We start from the raw sequence: 17,383 nt of genomic DNA, 5'->3' as shown, positions 1-17,383 counted from the left end.
GGCATTCAGGCCGGGGTGTCGACAGGCGGTGATGCGGCGCGGCGGAAGCGGCGCAGCGTCCAGCGGCGCAGGCGGTCGAGTTCGAGATAGATCACCGGCGTGGTGTAGAGGGTGAGCAGCTGGCTGACGATCAGCCCGCCGGCGATGGAGATGCCCAGCGGCTGGCGCAGCTCGGCGCCGTTGCCGGTGATGAAGGCCAGCGGCAGCGCGGTGCCCAGCGCGGCCAGGGTGGTCATCAGGATGGGACGCAGCCGCAGTGTGGCGGCCTCGTAGATGGCATCGCGCGGGCTGGCGCCGTGGTCGCGCTCGGCGGCCAGGGCAAAGTCCACCATCAGGATGGCGTTCTTTTTCACGATGCCGATCAGCAAAAATACCCCGATCAGCGCGATGATGGAAAACTCGGTGTCGGTGAACTGCAGCGCCAGCAGCGCGCCCAGACCGGCCGGCGGCAGGGTGGACAGAATGGTCAGCGGGTGCAGCGTGCTTTCGTACAGCATGCCCAGCACGATATAGATCGCAAAGATCGCCGCCATGATGAACAGCGGCTCGTTCTTCAGGGTGTCGGAAAACAGCCGCGCCGTGCCTTGGAAGCCGCCGTGGATCTCGGACGGCAGGCCGATTTCCGCAAGCGCCTCGTCGATCCTGGCCTGCGCGATGCCGAGCGACACACCCTTGTCGAGGTTGAACGAAATGGTCGATGCAACGAACAGCCCCTGATGGTTGACCGAGAGCGGCGTGTTGGTCAACTCGACATGCGCTAGCGCCGACAGCGGCACCCGCTGGCCGTTGCTGCCCACCACGAACACATCGTTAAGCGCCTGCGCACTGTTCTGGAATTGCGGCGCGGCCTCCATCACCACGCGGTACTGGTTCAGCGGCGCGTAAATGGTCGACACCAACCGCTGGCCGAAGGCGTCGTTGAGGGTCTGGTCGATCGTGGAAACCGCAATGCCGTAGCGTGCTGCCGCCGCGCGGTCGATCAGCAGCGAGAGCTGCAGGCCGCTGGCCTGCTGGTCGCTGTTGACATCGTTCAGCCCAGGAATGCGCTTGAACGCCGCAAGCACCTTGGGCTCCCACTCGCGCAGCAGATTCAGGTCGGAGGCCTGCAGGGTGTATTCATACAGCGCCGCAGACGGCCTGCCGCCGGCGCGGATGTCCTGCACCGGGAACATGAAGGTCTGCGTGCCCGGCACGCGCGACAAGGCCCGGCGCAGCTCGACGATGATGCTCTGCACCCCCTTGCGCTGATCGAGCGGCTTGAGTTGCATGAACATGAAGGCGCTGTTGGCCGCGCCCCCGCCGGTGAACGCCACGACGTTTTCCATCCCCGGGTTCTTGCGCACGATGGCGACGATTTTCTCCAGCTTTTTGCTCATTTCCTGAAACGAGATCGACTGGTCGGCCTGCACCACGCCGATCAGCAGCCCGGTGTCCTGCATCGGAAAAAAGCCCTTGGGCACGATCTTGAACAGATACACCGTGAGTCCGATGGTCGAAAAGAACAGCACCAGCATCAGCAGCGGATGCACCAAGGCCCAGCGCAGACTGCGAGCGTAGCCACGGTGCACTGCGTTCCAGCCGCGTTCGAGCGGCGACCCGCACCCGCTGTTCTGCACCCTCCCCGCAGGCAGGGAGGGTCGGGGTGGGGTGGCAGGATTTGCGCAATGCGTTGCCTCCTCTGTGCCTCCCCCATGGCGTGGGGGAGGAGTCTGTCCCCCTACTGCGCGCCTGGAAGGGGTGGAGGCGGGGGGCGTTTTCCCCCGCAACCAACGTGACGCCAGCATCGGCGTGACCGTGAGCGACACCAGCAGCGAAATGCCGATCGCCACCGACAAGGTGACCGCGAACTCATGGAACAGCCGCCCGACGATGCCGCCCATGAACAACACCGGGATGAACACTGCGACCAGCGACAGGCTCATCGACAGCACGGTAAACCCCACCTCGCTTGCGCCCTTGAAGGCCGCAGCCATGGGCGAGAGCCCTTGCTCGACATGGCGCATGATGTTTTCCAGCACCACGATCGCGTCGTCCACCACAAAGCCGGTGGCCACGATCAGAGCCATTAGTGACAGATTGTCGAGCGAATAGTCGAGCAGCCACATCGCGCCAAACGTGCCCACCAGCGACAGCGGCACGGCAAACGCCGGAATCAGCGTGGCGCGCCAGTCGCGCAGGAACAGCCAGACCACGGCGATCACCAGCACAACGGCCAGGATCAGGGTGTTTTCGACCTCCTTGAGCGAAGCGCGGATGGTGGTGGTGCGGTCGGACATCAGCGTGATCTTGATTGCCGCCGGAATCGACGCTTCGAGCTGAGGCAGTGCGGCCTTCACGCCCTCGACCGCGTCGATGATGTTCGCCCCCGGCTGGCGGTAAATGATCAGCTGTACCGAAGGCTCGCCGTTGGCCAGGCCGAGGTTGCGATCGTTCTGCAGGCCCTCGAAGACGTTGGCGATCTCATCCAGCCGCACTGGCGCGCCGTTGCGATATGCGACGACCAGGCGCCGATATTGCGCCGGGGTGAAGATCTGGTCGTTGGCGCCGACCAGCCAGCGGTGCACCGCGTTGTCGATCGCGCCCTTGGGGGTGTCGACATTGGCCGTGGCGATCGCCTGGCGCACCTGCTCCAGACTCAGTCCCATGCCGTTGATGCGCGGCAGGTCCAGTTCCACACGCACCGCGGGCAGCGCCGCGCCGCCCACGGTCACCTGTCCGATGCCCGGAATCTGCGAAATCTTCTGCGCCAGAATGGTCGAGCCCGCGTCGAACATCTGCCCGCGCGACAGCGTCTTAGAGGTGAGCGACAGGATCATGATCGGCGCATCCGCCGGGTTGACCTTGCGATAGGTCGGGTTGCCGGTCAGCCCGCTGGGCAGCAGCGGCCTGGCAGCGTTGATCGCGGCCTGCACTTCGCGTGCGGCGTCGTTGATGTTTTTGGATAGATCGAACTGCAGGATCACGCGGGTCGAGCCGAGCGAACTGCTCGAGGTCATCTGCGTGATCCCGGCAATGGTGCCCAGGCTGCGCTCCAGCGGCATGGCCACGGTGGCGGCCATCACCTGCGGGCTGGCCCCGGCCATGCTGGCATTGACCACGATGGTCGGAAAGTCCACCTGCGGCAGCGGCGAGACCGGCAGTTGCCGCAACGCGATCAGCCCGGCCAGCAACACCGCCAGCGCCAGCAGGCTGGTGGCGACCGGGCGGCGGATGAACAGCGCAGACGGGTTCACCGCCTTCCCTCCTCGTCCCTGTCGACACCTGGGGAGGCAGTGACTTCATCTCCCCCGCCTGTGGGGGAGGCAGGCAGGGGGATGTGCCGTTTGCGCCATGCGCTCACCCGGCGGCTGAGCCGGTCGAACGCCAGATAGATCACCGGCGTGGTGAACAGGGTGAGCACCTGCGACACCAGCAGCCCGCCGACGATGGCAATGCCCAGCGGCTGCCGCAGCTCCGCGCCCATGCCAGTGCCCAGTGCCAGCGGCACTGCGCCGAACAGTGCAGCGAAGGTGGTCATCAGAATCGGCCGCAGCCGCAGGTGCGCGGCCTGCAGCATGGCTTCCTCGGCGGGCAGGCCCTGGTTGCGCTGCGCGTCCAGCGCAAAGTCCACCATCAGAATCGCGTTCTTCTGCACGATGCCGATGAGCAGGATGATGCCGATGATCGCGACCACCGTGAGGTCGTGCCCCGTGCCCATCAGCGCTAGCAGTGCGCCGATGCCCGCCGACGGCAGGGTAGACAGAATGGTGATCGGGTGGATGTAGCTCTCGTACAGCACCCCGAGCACGATGTACATGGTGGCCACTGCCGCCAGCAGCAGCCAGAGCTGGTTGGACAGCGCCGCCTGAAAGGCGCTGGCCGCGCCCTGGAACGTAAGGACGCTCGAAGCCGGCAGCGCAGCCTGCCGGGCTGCCTGCTGGATCGCATCCACCGCCTCTCCGAGTGACACCCCGGGCGCGAGCTGAAAGGAAATGAGCGTCGCCGGGAACTGGCCGAGATGATCGATCGCCAGCGCCGTGGGCCGCTGCGTAATGGTGGCGAGGCTCAACAGCGGCACCGCCCGCCCGGTGCTGGTGCTCAGGTAAATGTCATTGAACGCACGCAGCACACTGCCGATCTCCTGCTCCCTCCCCGCTGGCGGGGAAGGTTGGAGTGGGGTGGCAGACGTCGCACCGTGCGCCCCTTCCAGCCCGAGCACCACCCGGTACTGCGCCGACTGGGTGAAGATGGTCGAGATCAGCCGCTGACCGAAGGCGTTGTACAGCGCGCTGTCGATCGCGCTCATGGTGATACCCAGCCGCGCGGCCACGCTGCGGTCCACGTCCACATAGGCCTGCAGGCCCTGGTCCTGCAGATCGCTGGTCACGCCCGAGAGCTGCGACAGCGTCTTCAGGCGCTGCATCAGTGCATTGTTGGCGCGGGAGAGTTCGGCGGTGCTGCTCGCCGACAGGCTGAACTGGTAGGGGTAGCGGCTGGCGATGTCGTTGATGGTCAGGTCCTGCACCGGCTGCAGATACGCGGCGATGCCCTGCACCTGCGCGGCGCGGGCGTCGAGCCGGTCGATCACGGCCTGCACCCGCGGGCGCCCGGCCAGCGGCTTGAGGTTGATCAGCAGCCGTCCGGTGTTCATGGTGGTGTTCACCCCGTCGATGCCGATGACAGACGACACCGAGGCCACCGCCGGATCCTCGAGTAACGCATCGACCAGCGCCTGCTGGCGCGCTGCCATCGAGTGGAACGACACGTCCTGCGGCGCCACGGTGGTGGCCTGGATCATGCCGGTATCTTGCACCGGAAAGAAGCCCTTGGGGATGAGCACATACAGCAGCACGGTGAGCACCAGCGTGCCCACGGCCAGCAGCAGCACCAGCGGCTGGTGCCGCAGCACCCAGCGCAGCGCGCGGGTGTAGGCGGCCGACAGCCGATCGAACGCCTGCCCGGTGGCGCGGAACAGCCGGCCCTGCTGGGCTTCGGGCTTGTGCCGCAGCAGCCGCGCGCAGAGCATGGGCGTGAAGGTCAGCGATACCGCCGCCGAGATGACGATGGCCACCGCCAGGGTGATGGCGAACTCGCGGAACAGCCGCCCGACCACATCGCCCATGAACAGCAGCGGAATGAGCACCGCAATGAGCGAGAAGGTCAGGGTGATGATGGTGAAGCCGATCTGCCCCGCGCCTTTGAGCGCGGCCTGCAGCGGCCGCTCGCCCTGTTCGATGTAGCGCGAGATGTTCTCGATCATCACAATGGCGTCGTCCACCACGAAGCCGGTGGCAATGGTCAGCGCCATCAGCGTGAGGGTGTTGATCGAAAAGCCGCACAGATACATCGCGCCGAAGGTGCCCACCAGCGCCAGCGGCACCGCGGTGGCCGGAATGAAGGTGGCGCGCACGCTGCGCAAAAAGACAAAGATCACCAGCACCACCAGCAGCACTGCCAGAAGCAGCTCGAACTGCACATCGGCAATGGCCGCGCGGATGGTCACGGTGCGGTCGGACAGCACGGTGAGCTGGGCAGCCGCCGGCAGCTGGTTTTGCAGGCTGGGCAGCAACTTGTGGATCGCATCGACCACGGCGATCACGTTCGCACCCGGCTGGCGCTGCACATTGATCACGATGCCCGGCTTACCGTTGACCATTGCCGCCTGCCAGGCGTTTTCGGCGCCCGTGCTGATGGTGGCCACGTCGCCCAGCCGCACCGGCGCGCCGCCGGAGTAGGCGATGATCATGTCGCGGTATTGCTGTGGCGACTGCAACTGGTCATTGGCGTCGATGCTGAACGCTTGCTGGCTGCCGCTGATGCTGCCCTTGGGGCTGTTGACATTTGCTCCGACAATCGCGGTGCGAATGCTGTCCATGCTCAGGCCGAGTGCGGCCAGCGCCGGGCCGTTGACCGTCACGCGAATGGCGGGTTTATGTCCGCCCGACAGCGTGACCAGGCCCACGCCCGAGACCTGCGAGAGCTTCTGGCTCAGCCGCGTGTCGGCCAGGTCGTACAGCGTGGTCAGCGGCAGGGTGGACGAGGTGATGCCCAGGGTGATGACCGGCGCGTCGGCCGGGTTGACCTTGGCATAGATCGGCGGCTGCGGCAGGTCGGATGGCAGCAGATTGCTCGCCGCGTTGATCGCGGCCTGCACCTCCTGCTCGGCCACGCCAAGCGACAGCGACAGATCGAAACGCAGGGTGATGACCGAGGCGCCACCTGAACTCACCGACCACATCTGCGCCAGCCCCGGCATCTGCCCGAACTGCTGCTCTAGCGGCGCGGTGACCGACGAAGTCATCACATCCGGACTGGCGCCGGGGTAGAGGGTGGTGACCTGAATGGTGGGATAGTCCACCTCCGGCAGAGCTGCCTGCGGCAGCAGCCGGTAGCCGACGAACCCGGCCACCAGCACCGCGATCATCAGCAAGGTGGTGGCAATGGGCCGCAGGATGAACAGCCGCGAGGGGCTAGGGCGGTTTTCGGGCGATGCATCCTCCCAGCCTCCCTCGTGCGGTGGGGCAGGCGCAGGCGCGTCGCCTTCCTGCCCTCTCCTCGCGGGCGGGGAAGGTTGGGCAGGGGTCGATTTGTCCTCCTGTGACGCGCCCATGGTCAGCGCGCTCCGCTGGCTGCGGGCTTGTGCGCTGGCGCGTGCGCGGCGTTTTGGCTGCCATTGCCCGCGGCTTGCACCACCTTCACCGTGCGGCCGTCGCGCAGCCGGTCCAGCCCGTCGGTGACCACGCGCTCGCCGGGCTGCAGGCCGCTGGTGATCTGCGTGAGGTTGTCGAGCGCCACGCCGGTCTTGACCACGCGCATCTTGACCTTGCCGTCCGCGCCGATCACATAGACATAGCTGCCGGGTGCGCCGATGCCGATCGCGGTGGTCGGCACCACGACCGCGTCGGCAATGGTGCGTACCAGCAGACGCACATTGACGAACTGGTTGGGAAACAGGGTCAGGTCCTTATTGGTGAACTCGGCACGCAGATTGAGCGTGCCGGTAGCCGGGTTGATCTGGTTGTCGGCTGCGACCAGCTTGCCGGTTTCGAGCAGCCGGGTGTTGCGCGCATCCCAGGCCTGGGTGGGCAGGGTCTTGCCGGCCATGAGCTGGCCGACCACTTCAGCGATGTTCTGCTGCGGCAGCGCGAAGGTCACGTCCACCGGTTGTACCTGCGCAATGGTGGCCACCGGCGACGCCGAGTTGGTGCCGGTACTGGTGTTGCTGCCGACCGCCCCCGAGGTGGTGACCATGTTGCCGGCATCCACCGGCCGCAGCCCAACCAGGCCGGAGACCGGCGCGGTGATGCGGGTCCAGCTCAGTTGCAGTTCGGCATTGGCCAGCGCGGCCTTGTTGGCGTCGAGGGTAGCCTTGAGCTGGGCCACGGTGGTGCGCTGATCCGACACCTGCTGCGCCGAGATCGAATCCTGCTGCAGCAGGGTTTCATAGCGCTGCAGATCGGCTTGTGCGCCGCTGAGCTGCGCCTGGGTCTGCTCCACCTGCGCCCTGGCCTGCTCGACTGCGATGCGAAACGGGCGCGGGTCGATCTGCGCGAGCAACTGCCCCGCCTTGACCATCTGGCCTTGTCTGTAATACACGCTTTGCAGCAGTCCAGGCACGCGCGGCATCACGTTCACATAACTGCGCGGCGTGACCGTGCCCAGCGCGGTCAGCCACACCGGCACCGCCTGTGTACGTGCCACCGCGGCGGTAACCGGCTGCGGCGGCATCTGCTCCTTGCTCATGCCACCGGGGCCGCCGCGTATTTGCGCCTGCACAGGGCGGTCGACGCCGACCAGCGCCGGGCCGGCAGCAGCAACCAGCGCCACGACCAGGACGATCCACAGCCAGCGGCGCGCGTGAGGGGCGGGGCGGTTGCGGGCGGGGTCGCGTTGCGCGGTCATGGGCAGATGCTCAGGCAGAGATGGATAGGAGGAGGGGGCGACACATCCTGCCAGCGCGACATGAACGTCGTGTGCAGGTGGCGTGAACAAATGTGTCGGGCGCGCAAGCGGTGCGGCATGCTTCAGGCCCTAGGCTGGCGCTCGTGCTTCCAGTAGACCTCGGTGCTGGCGGCATCTCCGGCACGGTTCAAGGTGCGCGCCAGCACGAACAGCAGGTCGGACAGGCGGTTGAGGTATTGCAGCAGTTCGCCGCGCAGCGCCGGGGCTGCGTCAGCAGCGGACGGGTCTGCCTCATGGGCTACCGCAACCACTGCCCGCTCGGCGCGCCGCGCCACGGTGCGGCAGATGTGCGCCTGTGACGCCGCCGGCGTGCCGCCGGGCAGGATGAACTCGGCCAGCGGCGGCAGCTTGCCGTTGTATTCCGCCAGCGCGGCGTCGAGCGCAGCCACCTGTTGCGGCTTGAGCAGGGTCATCCCCGGCACCGACAGCTCGCCGCCGAGGTCGAACAGGTCATGCTGCACCTGCCCGAGCAGGGCGTCGATGGCATCGGGCAGTCCCATGCTGCGCAGCAGCCCGAGGTGGGAATTGAGTTCGTCTACCTCGCCCAGCGCGTGAATGCGCGCGGCGTTCTTCAGGCAGCGCGAGCCGTCTCCCAGCCCGGTAGTGCCCGCATCGCCGGTGCGGGTGGAAATGGCGGTGAGGCGGTGACCCATCAGTGCGTCTCCAGTGCGTGAACGGCGTATTCTTGCCCAAACCGCCAAGCCCCCGCGTTTGCAAGGACTGCCGCCATGAATGCCTCACTCACGCCGAAGATTTTCTCCCGCCCCGTTCCGCCCGGACTCCTCGACGCCCTGGTCGCGCGTTTCGGCGCGCAGTGCTCGACCGCGTTGGCGGTGCGCCAGCAGCATGGGCGCGACGAGTCGCCCTTTGACGCGCCGCCGCCTGCGGCGGTGATCTATTGCCAGAGCACGCAGGACGTGGCCGACGCGGTCAAGCTCGCCGCAGCGTTCGATTACCCGGTCATCGCCTTTGGCGCTGGCTCCTCTCTCGAAGGCCAGCTGCTTGCGGTGCAGGGCGGCATCAGCCTCGATCTCACTCGCATGAACCGGGTGCTCGACATCGCCGCGGCCGATATGCTGGCCACGGTGCAGGCCGGGGTGACGCGGCTGCAACTCAACGACGCACTGCGCCACACCGGGCTGTTTTTCCCGATCGACCCCGGCGCCGACGCCACCCTGGGCGGCATGACCGCCACCCGCGCCTCCGGTACCAACGCAGTGCGCTACGGCACCATGCGCGAGAACGTGCTGGCGCTGACCGTGGTCCTGGCCGACGGCCGCGTGGTGCGCACCGGCACCCGGGCGCGCAAGAGCAGCGCGGGTTACGACCTGACCCGGCTGATGGTCGGCAGCGAAGGCACGCTGGGCATCATCACCGAAGTCACCGTGCGCCTGTACCCGCAGCCCGAGGCCGTGGCCGCGGCGGTGTGCTCCTTCCCCGGCGTGGCGCAGGCGGTGGACTGCACCATCGCCATCATCCAGGCCGGCATTCCCATCGCCCGCTGCGAGCTGATGGACGCTGGCGCGGTGCGTGCGGTCAATGCCCACGACCATCTGAACCTGTCCGAAAAGCCGCTGCTGCTCATGGAATTCCACGGTTCGCCCGCCGGGGTGCGCGAGCAGACGCAGGCGGTGCAGGCTATCGCCGCCGAACATCAGGGCGGCGATTTCGCCTGGGCCGACACCCCCGAGGAGCGCAGCCGGCTGTGGAAAGCACGGCACCACGCCTATCTGTCCGCGCTGCAGATGAAACCCGGTTGCCGCTGCGTCACCACCGATACCTGCGTGCCCATCTCCCGCCTGGCCGAGAGCATCAACGCCACCATCACCGAGGCCGAAGCCGCCGGGCTGCCCTACTTCGTCGTCGGCCATGTGGGCGACGGCAACTACCACATCGGCTACCTGATCGACCCCACCAAACCCGAGGAGCGCGAACTCGCCGAGGCGCTCAACGCCCGGTTGGTGCGCCGCGCGCTCGCCCTGGGCGGCACCTGCAGCGGCGAACACGGCATCGGCCTGCACAAGCAGGATTTCCTGCGCGAAGAAGCCGGCGACGCCGCCCTCGACCTGATGCGCACCCTCAAGCACGCACTCGATCCCAAGGGCATCCTCAATCCGGGGAAGATCTTTGCGTAGCGCATCGAGGCGCACTCCCGACGAACGGTCGAATTTGGCCGACGAACGGCAAACTGGTTCGTTTGGTTGCAGTTTTGCCGTGGTGGGTTGCGGGGTTGGGCGTAGCGCAGGGGGCGATGGCGGAGGTGCGCCCTTGAAAGTCTGGAGGTCGTCCCTATAATTGGCACTCGTTGAAGGTGAGTGCTAACAACGGCGGCTTTCTTGGGTGCCGGTGTTGGCCGCTTCAAGGTGTTCAGTGGCCGGCAGGCTCGGGATGTTCCTGCAGCGGTCGGTCGATCGGCACCGCGCTGGTGCCCGGTTTTTCACAAACTTCAGGAGATTTGCATGAAATTGCGTCCTCTGCATGACCGTGTCGTGGTCAAGCGTGTCGAACAAGAAACCACTACCGCTTCCGGCATCGTGATCCCGGGCACCGCGGCGGAAAAGCCGGATCAGGGTGAAGTGCTGGCCGTGGGCCCGGGCAAGCACGACGACTCGGGCAAGCTGGTTCCCATGGCGGTCAAGGTGGGCGACCGCGTGCTGTTCGGCAAGTATGCCGGCCAGACCGTCAAGGTGGACGGCGACGAGCTGATGGTGATGCGCGAAGACGACCTGATGGCCGTGATCGAAAAGTAATCGGCACCGCCTGATTCGCATTCTCGCTTCAACTGACATTTACGGAGAATTTCAATGGCTGCAAAAGACGTGATTTTTGGCTCTGACGCCCGGGCCCGCATGGTCGAGGGCGTGAATATCCTGGCCAATGCGGTCAAGGTGACATTGGGCCCGAAGGGCCGCAACGTGGTGCTCGAGCGCTCCTTTGGCGCCCCCACCGTGACCAAGGACGGTGTGTCCGTGGCCAAGGAAATCGAGCTCAAGGACAAGCTGCAAAACATGGGCGCGCAGATGGTCAAGGAAGTCGCCTCCAAGACCAGCGACAACGCCGGTGACGGCACCACCACTGCCACCGTGCTGGCGCAGTCCATCGTGCGCGAGGGCATGAAGTACGTGACCGCCGGGATGAACCCGATGGATCTCAAGCGCGGCATCGACAAGGCCGTGGCGGCCCTGGTCGAAGAGTTGAAGAAGGCCTCCAAGCCCTGCTCCAGCAGCAAGGAAATTGCGCAGGTCGGCTCGATCTCGGCCAACAGCGACGAGAGCGTGGGCAAGATCATCGCCGAGGCGATGGACAAGGTGGGTAAGGAAGGGGTGATCACCGTCGAAGACGGCAAGAGCCTGGAGAATGAGCTCGACATCGTTGAGGGCATGCAGTTCGACCGCGGCTACCTCTCGCCCTACTTCATCAACAACCAGGACAAGCAGGTGGCGGTGCTCGAAAACCCCTACATCCTGCTGCACGACAAGAAGATCTCCAACATCCGTGATCTGCTGCCCGCGCTCGAGCAAGTGGCCAAGGCCAGCCGTCCGCTGCTGATCATTGCCGAAGACGTGGAAGGCGAAGCGCTGGCCACGCTGGTGGTCAACAGCATCCGCGGCATTCTCAAGACCGTGGCGGTCAAGGCCCCGGGCTTTGGTGATCGTCGCAAGGCCATGCTCGAGGACATCGCCATCCTCACCGGCGGCAAGGTCATCGCCGAAGAAGTGGGTCTGTCGCTCGAGAAGGTCACGCTGGCCGATCTGGGTCAGGCCAAGCGCGTCGAGGTGGGCAAGGAAAACACCATCATCATCGATGGTGCCGGCAAGGCCGCCGACATCGAGGCGCGCGTCAAGCAGATTCGTGTGCAGATCGAGGAAGCCACTTCCGACTACGACCGCGAAAAACTGCAAGAGCGCGTGGCCAAGCTCGCCGGTGGCGTGGCTGTGATCAAGGTTGGCGCGGCCACCGAAGTCGAGATGAAGGAGAAGAAAGCCCGCGTCGAAGACGCCCTGCATGCCACCCGCGCTGCGGTGGAAGAGGGCATCGTCGCCGGTGGTGGTGTGGCGCTACTGCGTGCGCGTCAGGCCCTGGGCGAGATCAAGGGTGCCAATCACGACCAGGACGCCGGCATCAAGATCGTGCTGCGCGCCATCGAGCAGCCGCTGCGTGAAATCGTTGCCAACGCCGGTGGCGAACCCAGCGTGGTGATCAACAAGGTGCTCGAAGGCAAGGGCAATTTCGGCTTCAACGCCGCCAACGATACCTACGGCGACATGCTCGAGATGGGCATTCTCGATCCGACCAAGGTCACCCGTACAGCGCTGCAAAACGCTGCGTCGGTTGCCGGCCTGATGCTCACCACCGAGTGCATGGTCGCAGAAGCGCCGAAGGAAGAAGCCCCCGCTGCGGCCGGCGCCGGCGGTATGGGCGGCATGGGCATGGACATGTAAACCCAGGCTGTACCGTCTGCGTCGCGCTCGCCCGACCTGCCTTGGCTAGTCGGGCGGTGCCAAGCCTGCCACCCGCAAGGATGGCAGGCTTTTTTTTGTGCCCCCAGCATGGGCGCCCTCTTGAGGGTGCAAGTCCCTCCGCTGACCACAGCGAGCGAAGCCAAGCGCAACTGCGCAAGGGTGACCGACCGTGGGGAGTTGGAAGGCATATTTCCAGCTGGCGCAGACACCGAAGGTGTTTCGCTCTCTGGACGAATGGCTGCGACGAAGGTTGCGCGCGCTGCAATGGAAGCGCTGGCGGCGTGGCACCACCCTGTTCCGTGAGTTGCGCGCTCTCGGTGCAAGCAAGGATCTGGCTGCGAAAATCGCCGGCCACGGCCGGTACTGGTGGCGTGCCAGCCGGTCGGAAATACATCGTGTGCTGAACAACGCATCCTTCGAGCGGCTCGGCGTGCCACGCCTGTCATCACCTCAACGACTCGAACCTCCCGGTGCGGACCCGCATGCCGGGTGGTGTGGGAGGGGGATCGACCAGGATGGTCTGGTCGCCCCCTATCCCGATTGCCAGACAAAAAGTCATTGCAACGACCGCAACGATTGCTAATATCGACCCCATTTGCAGCAGGGGATCGCGATGTCACGGTTTTGCACGCAATGTGGAGCAGAAAACAAGGACGAGGCGAAATTCTGCAGACAGTGTGGCGCGCCCATGCCCAAACCTGCCGGACCAGAGCAGGCCGGCGCTTTGCGAGACACTGCTGCGTTGCCGGCAGGGCCTGCCCAGCAGACACTGCAACAGGAGACGACCGGCATTGCACCCGCCGAGCCCAGCGCCGAGGTTGCTGCTGCCGCTGTCAAGCCAGCCGCCGTGCATGCAGGGGACGAGCAGCCGACGCAGCCCGCTGCCGGCGAACGACCGGCCGCCGGGGAACAGCCTGCCACGCGGCAGGAACATGAACGCTTGCGGCGCGAGCAGGAGCTGCGCGCAGCCACCGCACGGATGGAGGCGGACATCCAGTCCCGGGCGCGGGCGGCCGAAGCAGCATTGTTTGCCGCCGCGCCGTCGCAGCCTCGTCCAGCCACCATGCCGCCGCAGACCGCGCCGGCGGCCAGGGGCGGCAATGCGGTGTTGATCGGTGGCGTGGCTACAGCGGTGATTGCACTGCTGCTGGTGGGCGGCGGCAGTCTGTGGTGGTCGCGCACCCATGCGCCACAGACCCCGGCCAGTGCGCCGATCGCACGCTCCAGCGCCGCGTCGGCGGTCGTGCACCCTGCGTCGGCCGCAGCGCCCGCTGCGCTGGCTCGGTCTGCTTCTGCGGCGGCTTCGGCTGCGGTGGCTGCCGCGCCTGCGCTGTCACACCCCGCTTCGGCAGCGCAGGCCGCATCCGCACCGGTTACGGTAGCGGCGCCCCATCCGCAGCCGAAGGTTGAAGCAGCGGCAGCGCCTGCGCCGAAGTCTCGTCCGGAAACTTTCAAGCCCGCGCCGGTGCGCCGTGAGCAGGTCAGCCCCGCCCGGGTTGCCACGCCGGCACCGGTGCAGCAAGAAGCGCCGCCCGTGGTGCAGCCCGCGCCGCAGCCGGCACCCGCACCCATCGAGCCGTCCGCCCCCGTTGCGCAGCCCCGGCCCTCCGGGAGGCTGCAGGCGCTGCGCGCGGGGCTGGCGGCCTGCGAGCAAAAGGGCAATTTCTTCACTCAGCAACTCTGCATCCAGGAAACTCGCTGGAAATATTGCGGCGCACCGCTGTCGCCCGACCCGTTGTGGGGCAAGGTGCCCGAGTGCCCGAATTCGGCGCAGCAGCACAACAACCCCTGACCCGGGCGTCCCGCTTCCAATCACCCACAGTCCTTGGAGGACCACATGACCGTGAAAACCACCAACAACCTCGGTGTGCTGCTGCGCAGCTACGAGGCCTTGCACAACTGGCGCGCGCTGGCCATGCTGGCGGGCAGCTTCGTCCTGGGCGGGCTTGCTATCAGCGGCGGTGCGATTGCGGGTGCGAGTTCGGGCAGCGCTTTGGTGGCGATGCTGATGAGCCTGATCGGCGGTATCGTGATCGTGGTCGGCATGAATGCCAGCGGCCTGATGCTGATGGATCAGGCGTATGACCTGCCGAAGCGCGGCTTCGGTCCGGCGTTTCTCGGCGGCATCCAGTCGGCGCTGTATGTGATCGGCCTGCTGATCCTGCTCGGTCTGGGCTTTGGCGTGGTGCTGCTGGGGGCGTTTGTGTTGTCGCTGCTGGGGCGCATCCCCGGGGTGGGTGGATTTTTCGGCTTCGTGCTGGCCGGGCCGCTGGTGGTCGTGGTCGCACTGGCCTATGCCGTTCTGCTGCTGGCCGGGCCGCTGATGATCGCGGCGGTGTGGCACGGCGAGGGTTTTGTCGCCAGCCTGTCGCGGGCGGTGGGCATCGTGATCAAGCGGCCACTCGAGGTGTTCATGCACTTTCTGGTGCTCGGGCTGATCGTGTTGCCAGCGATGGCCTTCATTTTTGCTGTGGTGTTCGTCGGCAGCATGCTGGTTGGCGGGTTCTTTGCCTCGGGGGCCTTGACTGAATTGACTGCAAACTTCGGGATGTTGATGTGGCACCGCTACGCTGACATGTCAGGCGTGGGGATTGATGCGGTACAAGCCGCGGTTGCGGCGACGATGTCGATCGGGCTGGTGTGGTTTCTGGCCTGGTCGGTGGTCAGCCTGATCTATGTCCTGGGCCTGATCTTCGTCTACCGCGCGGTCAGCGAAGGCGTCGGCGCGGAGGCCGCGGGAGTGGTTGGACAGAAACTGGCCCAGTTCAAGCAAGGGCTCGATGAGTACAAACCGCGTCCGGTACCTGTCGGGACACCGCCGGCTGCCCCGGCGACAACAGGCCAGCCGACCGCGGATGCGCAGCCCCGCGCCGTTGTGGATCAGGCCGCGGCGCCAGCGACCGGGCATTGCACCGCCTGCGGCGCCGTGGTGCAGCCCGACGACATGTTCTGCGGCAGTTGCGGCCACCGGCTGAAATAAGGGGCGACGATGGCACGCTTCTGTACCCTCTGCGGCACGCAGAATGCCGATGATGCACGGTTCTGCGAGGCCTGCGGCGCGCCGCTGCGCACACCGGGCGCGCCCGTGGCCGGTGCCCCCGCTCCCACCCAGGCTGCGGCAACCAACACCCCAGCGCCGCCGCGTGGCGGGCTGAGCCGGCGCGCAGGCTGGTTTGCGCTCGGCGGCCTCACCGTGTTGCTGCTCGTGGTGGCTGCCCTGGCCTGGCAGGTGCTGGGACGCGCCAGCGGGCCGTCGCGGGCCGAGCTGCAGGCGGCGGCGGACACCTGGCTGCAGCAACACCAGGCCACTCTGCTTCAGCAGGACGCCTGCCTGCGCAATTTCAACTACCGGGCCAATCCGGTTTTTGTCAACGCGCTGGACCAGGATACGCAAAGCTGGCTGGCCGTGCTGGTCAAGGCCGGTATCTACACCGCGCCGGTGCCGGTGCAAAGCGGGTTCATTCAGCAGATGAAATACACCTGGGGCCCGCAGGCCGCGCATTACCTGCGCAACGACGCGCTGTGCGTGGCCGATGGCCTGCGCGTCGAGGACATACGGCAGGTGCAACCGGGCAGGGACGGTACCGAACCCCTGCCGCCCGGGGTGAGCCTTCCGCAGGACTGGGCGCTGGTGCGGCTGACTCTGCAGTGGAGCGGCCTGCCTGCCTGGGCACAGCAGCCGCCGGTGTCCACCCAGTTGAGCCAACTGTCCGCACCATTGCTGCAAACTCTGCTGCTGCGCAAGACCCCGCAGGGCTGGGTGCTGCCGTCGCAAGCCGAGGAGCTGGGCATGCGCGCGCAGCTGGGTCTTCTCAGCGCTGGCGGCGCGCTCGGTCAGGCGGTGCAGCAGCTGGGCGATCAGCTGGGGCAGGCGGCGCAGTCTTTTGGCGGGAACACCGCTACTCCTGCCGCGCAGCAGCCCGCACCCTGGAGCGGCTTTGTCGACTGGCTCAAAAACCTGTTGAACCTCGGCGATCCGGCGCGCCGCATTCCCGCGCAGTTCTACGACGATGTGCAAAGCGGTCGGTTTGATGCTGCATACAGCCTGCTCGGCCCGGATCTGCAAATCCTCGGCCCTGAAAAAATGCAGGTGGCGTTCAAACAGGTGCAGGCGCGAATCCTGGCCAAAGGCGGCGTTGCCGACATCACCATCGTGCGCGTCACCGACCAGGGCGGGGACAAGGCGGTGCGCTATGTCGTGCATTTTCGCGACGGCAGCGAACACACCGAGAACATGCGTATCGGCAAAGTGGGTGATCAATGGCGCATTCTGTCCATCGATGGCATATGACGTCGGGCCGTGAAGACACTGGCCGTAGGCGTCTACTGCGAAGCAGTGCGGTCATGGTGCTGTTGGCCGGTGGGGCATGGGCGGCGCTGCGCCCACCGCCGCGCTACTGGCAGGTGGACGGAGCGCTGCTTCGGACCGGCGATCTGCTGTTTCGCCGCACCGTCAGCCTGGAAGGGATGGCCGTGCAGGCGATCGACGCGGCGGGGCGATTCAGTCATGTCGGTCTGGTGGTCGGCCATGGTGCGCAGGGTGCTGCGCAGGTGGTGCATGCCTGCCCGCCCGAGCGCAGCGGGCAGACCGGTGTGCGGTTGACCACCGCGCAGGCGTTCGTCGACGGCGCCGATGTGCGCGACGCCGCCGCGGCGCGGCTGCCGATCGATGCCGAGCAGGCGAGGCGAGTGGCGGCCTGGGCGCTGCAGCATGTCGGCTGGGCATTCAACGCCGACTTCCGGCTGGGCGCGCCGCACGCGCTGTACTGCACCGAGCTGGTCTGGTCCGCGATGCGCGCCGTCGGGTGCCACTGCCTGCCCCAGCCTGTGCGCTGGCACACCCCGCTGGGCGCCCGCGAGGTGGTGCCCATGTCCGCGTTGCTGGAGATCCCCGGTCTGCGGTTCCTGTCGTGGGCGGTGCGTGTGGTGTAGGGTTGCGCAAGCCGACGCGGGCGGTCGGAAGCGGCCATGCCGCGTGC

At 66.5% G+C, this 17,383-nt stretch carries 12 protein-coding genes; 8 read left to right on the top strand and 4 right to left on the bottom strand.

Annotated features, from left to right (window positions below; genetic code table 11):
* Positions 1-5: 5 nt before the first annotated feature.
* The 4 genes from ACZ47F_RS01605 to ACZ47F_RS01590 form a co-directional block, all read right to left on the bottom strand.
* Positions 6-3,233 (bottom strand): efflux RND transporter permease subunit, encoded by a 3,228-nt coding sequence (locus ACZ47F_RS01605; RefSeq protein WP_464925569.1) that lies wholly within the window; start codon positions 3,231-3,233, stop codon positions 6-8.
* Positions 3,230-6,403 carry an efflux RND transporter permease subunit gene (locus ACZ47F_RS01600; RefSeq protein ID WP_464926554.1) on the bottom strand — a complete coding sequence of 1,058 codons (3,174 nt, stop codon included), beginning with the start codon at positions 6,401-6,403 and terminating at the stop codon, positions 3,230-3,232. Before ACZ47F_RS01600 ends, ACZ47F_RS01605 begins: the two co-directional genes overlap by 4 nt.
* A gap of 188 nt (positions 6,404-6,591) precedes the next feature.
* Entirely contained in the window at positions 6,592-7,881 is a 1,290-nt protein-coding gene (locus ACZ47F_RS01595; protein ID WP_464925568.1) for an efflux RND transporter periplasmic adaptor subunit, read from the bottom strand.
* Between the two features lie 122 nt (positions 7,882-8,003).
* On the bottom strand, positions 8,004-8,594 hold the full coding sequence (locus ACZ47F_RS01590; RefSeq protein WP_464925567.1) for a cob(I)yrinic acid a,c-diamide adenosyltransferase: 591 nt from the start codon (positions 8,592-8,594) through the stop codon (positions 8,004-8,006).
* A 75-nt stretch (positions 8,595-8,669) separates the two neighbouring features.
* Here ACZ47F_RS01590 and ACZ47F_RS01585 point away from each other — a divergent pair, with 75 nt between their 5' ends.
* The 8 genes from ACZ47F_RS01585 to ACZ47F_RS01550 all read left to right on the top strand — a co-directional run bounded on the left by ACZ47F_RS01585 (position 8,670) and on the right by ACZ47F_RS01550 (position 17,336).
* A complete protein-coding gene (locus ACZ47F_RS01585; RefSeq protein ID WP_464925566.1) occupies positions 8,670-10,076 on the top strand; it encodes an FAD-binding oxidoreductase in 1,407 nt (468 codons plus the stop codon).
* 324 nt (positions 10,077-10,400) lie between these two features.
* Positions 10,401-10,691 (top strand): co-chaperone GroES, encoded by a 291-nt coding sequence (locus tag ACZ47F_RS01580; RefSeq protein WP_464925565.1) that lies wholly within the window; start codon positions 10,401-10,403, stop codon positions 10,689-10,691.
* A 54-nt stretch (positions 10,692-10,745) separates the two neighbouring features.
* Positions 10,746-12,383, top strand: a complete 1,638-nt coding sequence (gene groL, locus ACZ47F_RS01575; RefSeq protein ID WP_464925564.1) for a chaperonin GroEL — start codon at positions 10,746-10,748, stop codon at positions 12,381-12,383.
* Positions 12,384-12,573: 190 nt separating this feature from the next.
* Positions 12,574-12,987: a group II intron maturase-specific domain-containing protein gene (locus ACZ47F_RS01570; RefSeq protein ID WP_464925563.1), complete on the top strand. Its 414-nt coding sequence runs from the start codon at positions 12,574-12,576 to the stop codon at positions 12,985-12,987.
* Between the two features lie 30 nt (positions 12,988-13,017).
* Positions 13,018-14,196 carry a zinc ribbon domain-containing protein gene (locus tag ACZ47F_RS01565; protein ID WP_464925562.1) on the top strand — a complete coding sequence of 393 codons (1,179 nt, stop codon included), beginning with the start codon at positions 13,018-13,020 and terminating at the stop codon, positions 14,194-14,196.
* A gap of 45 nt (positions 14,197-14,241) precedes the next feature.
* Positions 14,242-15,384 carry a zinc ribbon domain-containing protein gene (locus ACZ47F_RS01560; protein ID WP_464925561.1) on the top strand — a complete coding sequence of 381 codons (1,143 nt, stop codon included), beginning with the start codon at positions 14,242-14,244 and terminating at the stop codon, positions 15,382-15,384.
* A 9-nt stretch (positions 15,385-15,393) separates the two neighbouring features.
* Entirely contained in the window at positions 15,394-16,695 is a 1,302-nt protein-coding gene (locus ACZ47F_RS01555) for a zinc ribbon domain-containing protein (protein ID WP_464925560.1), read from the top strand.
* 53 nt (positions 16,696-16,748) lie between these two features.
* A complete protein-coding gene (locus tag ACZ47F_RS01550) occupies positions 16,749-17,336 on the top strand; it encodes a YiiX/YebB-like N1pC/P60 family cysteine hydrolase (RefSeq protein ID WP_464925559.1) in 588 nt (195 codons plus the stop codon).
* Positions 17,337-17,383 lie beyond the last annotated feature (47 nt).

The organism is Thiomonas islandica, assembly GCF_055383445.1.
This window is presented reverse-complemented; position numbering and strand designations above follow the sequence as displayed.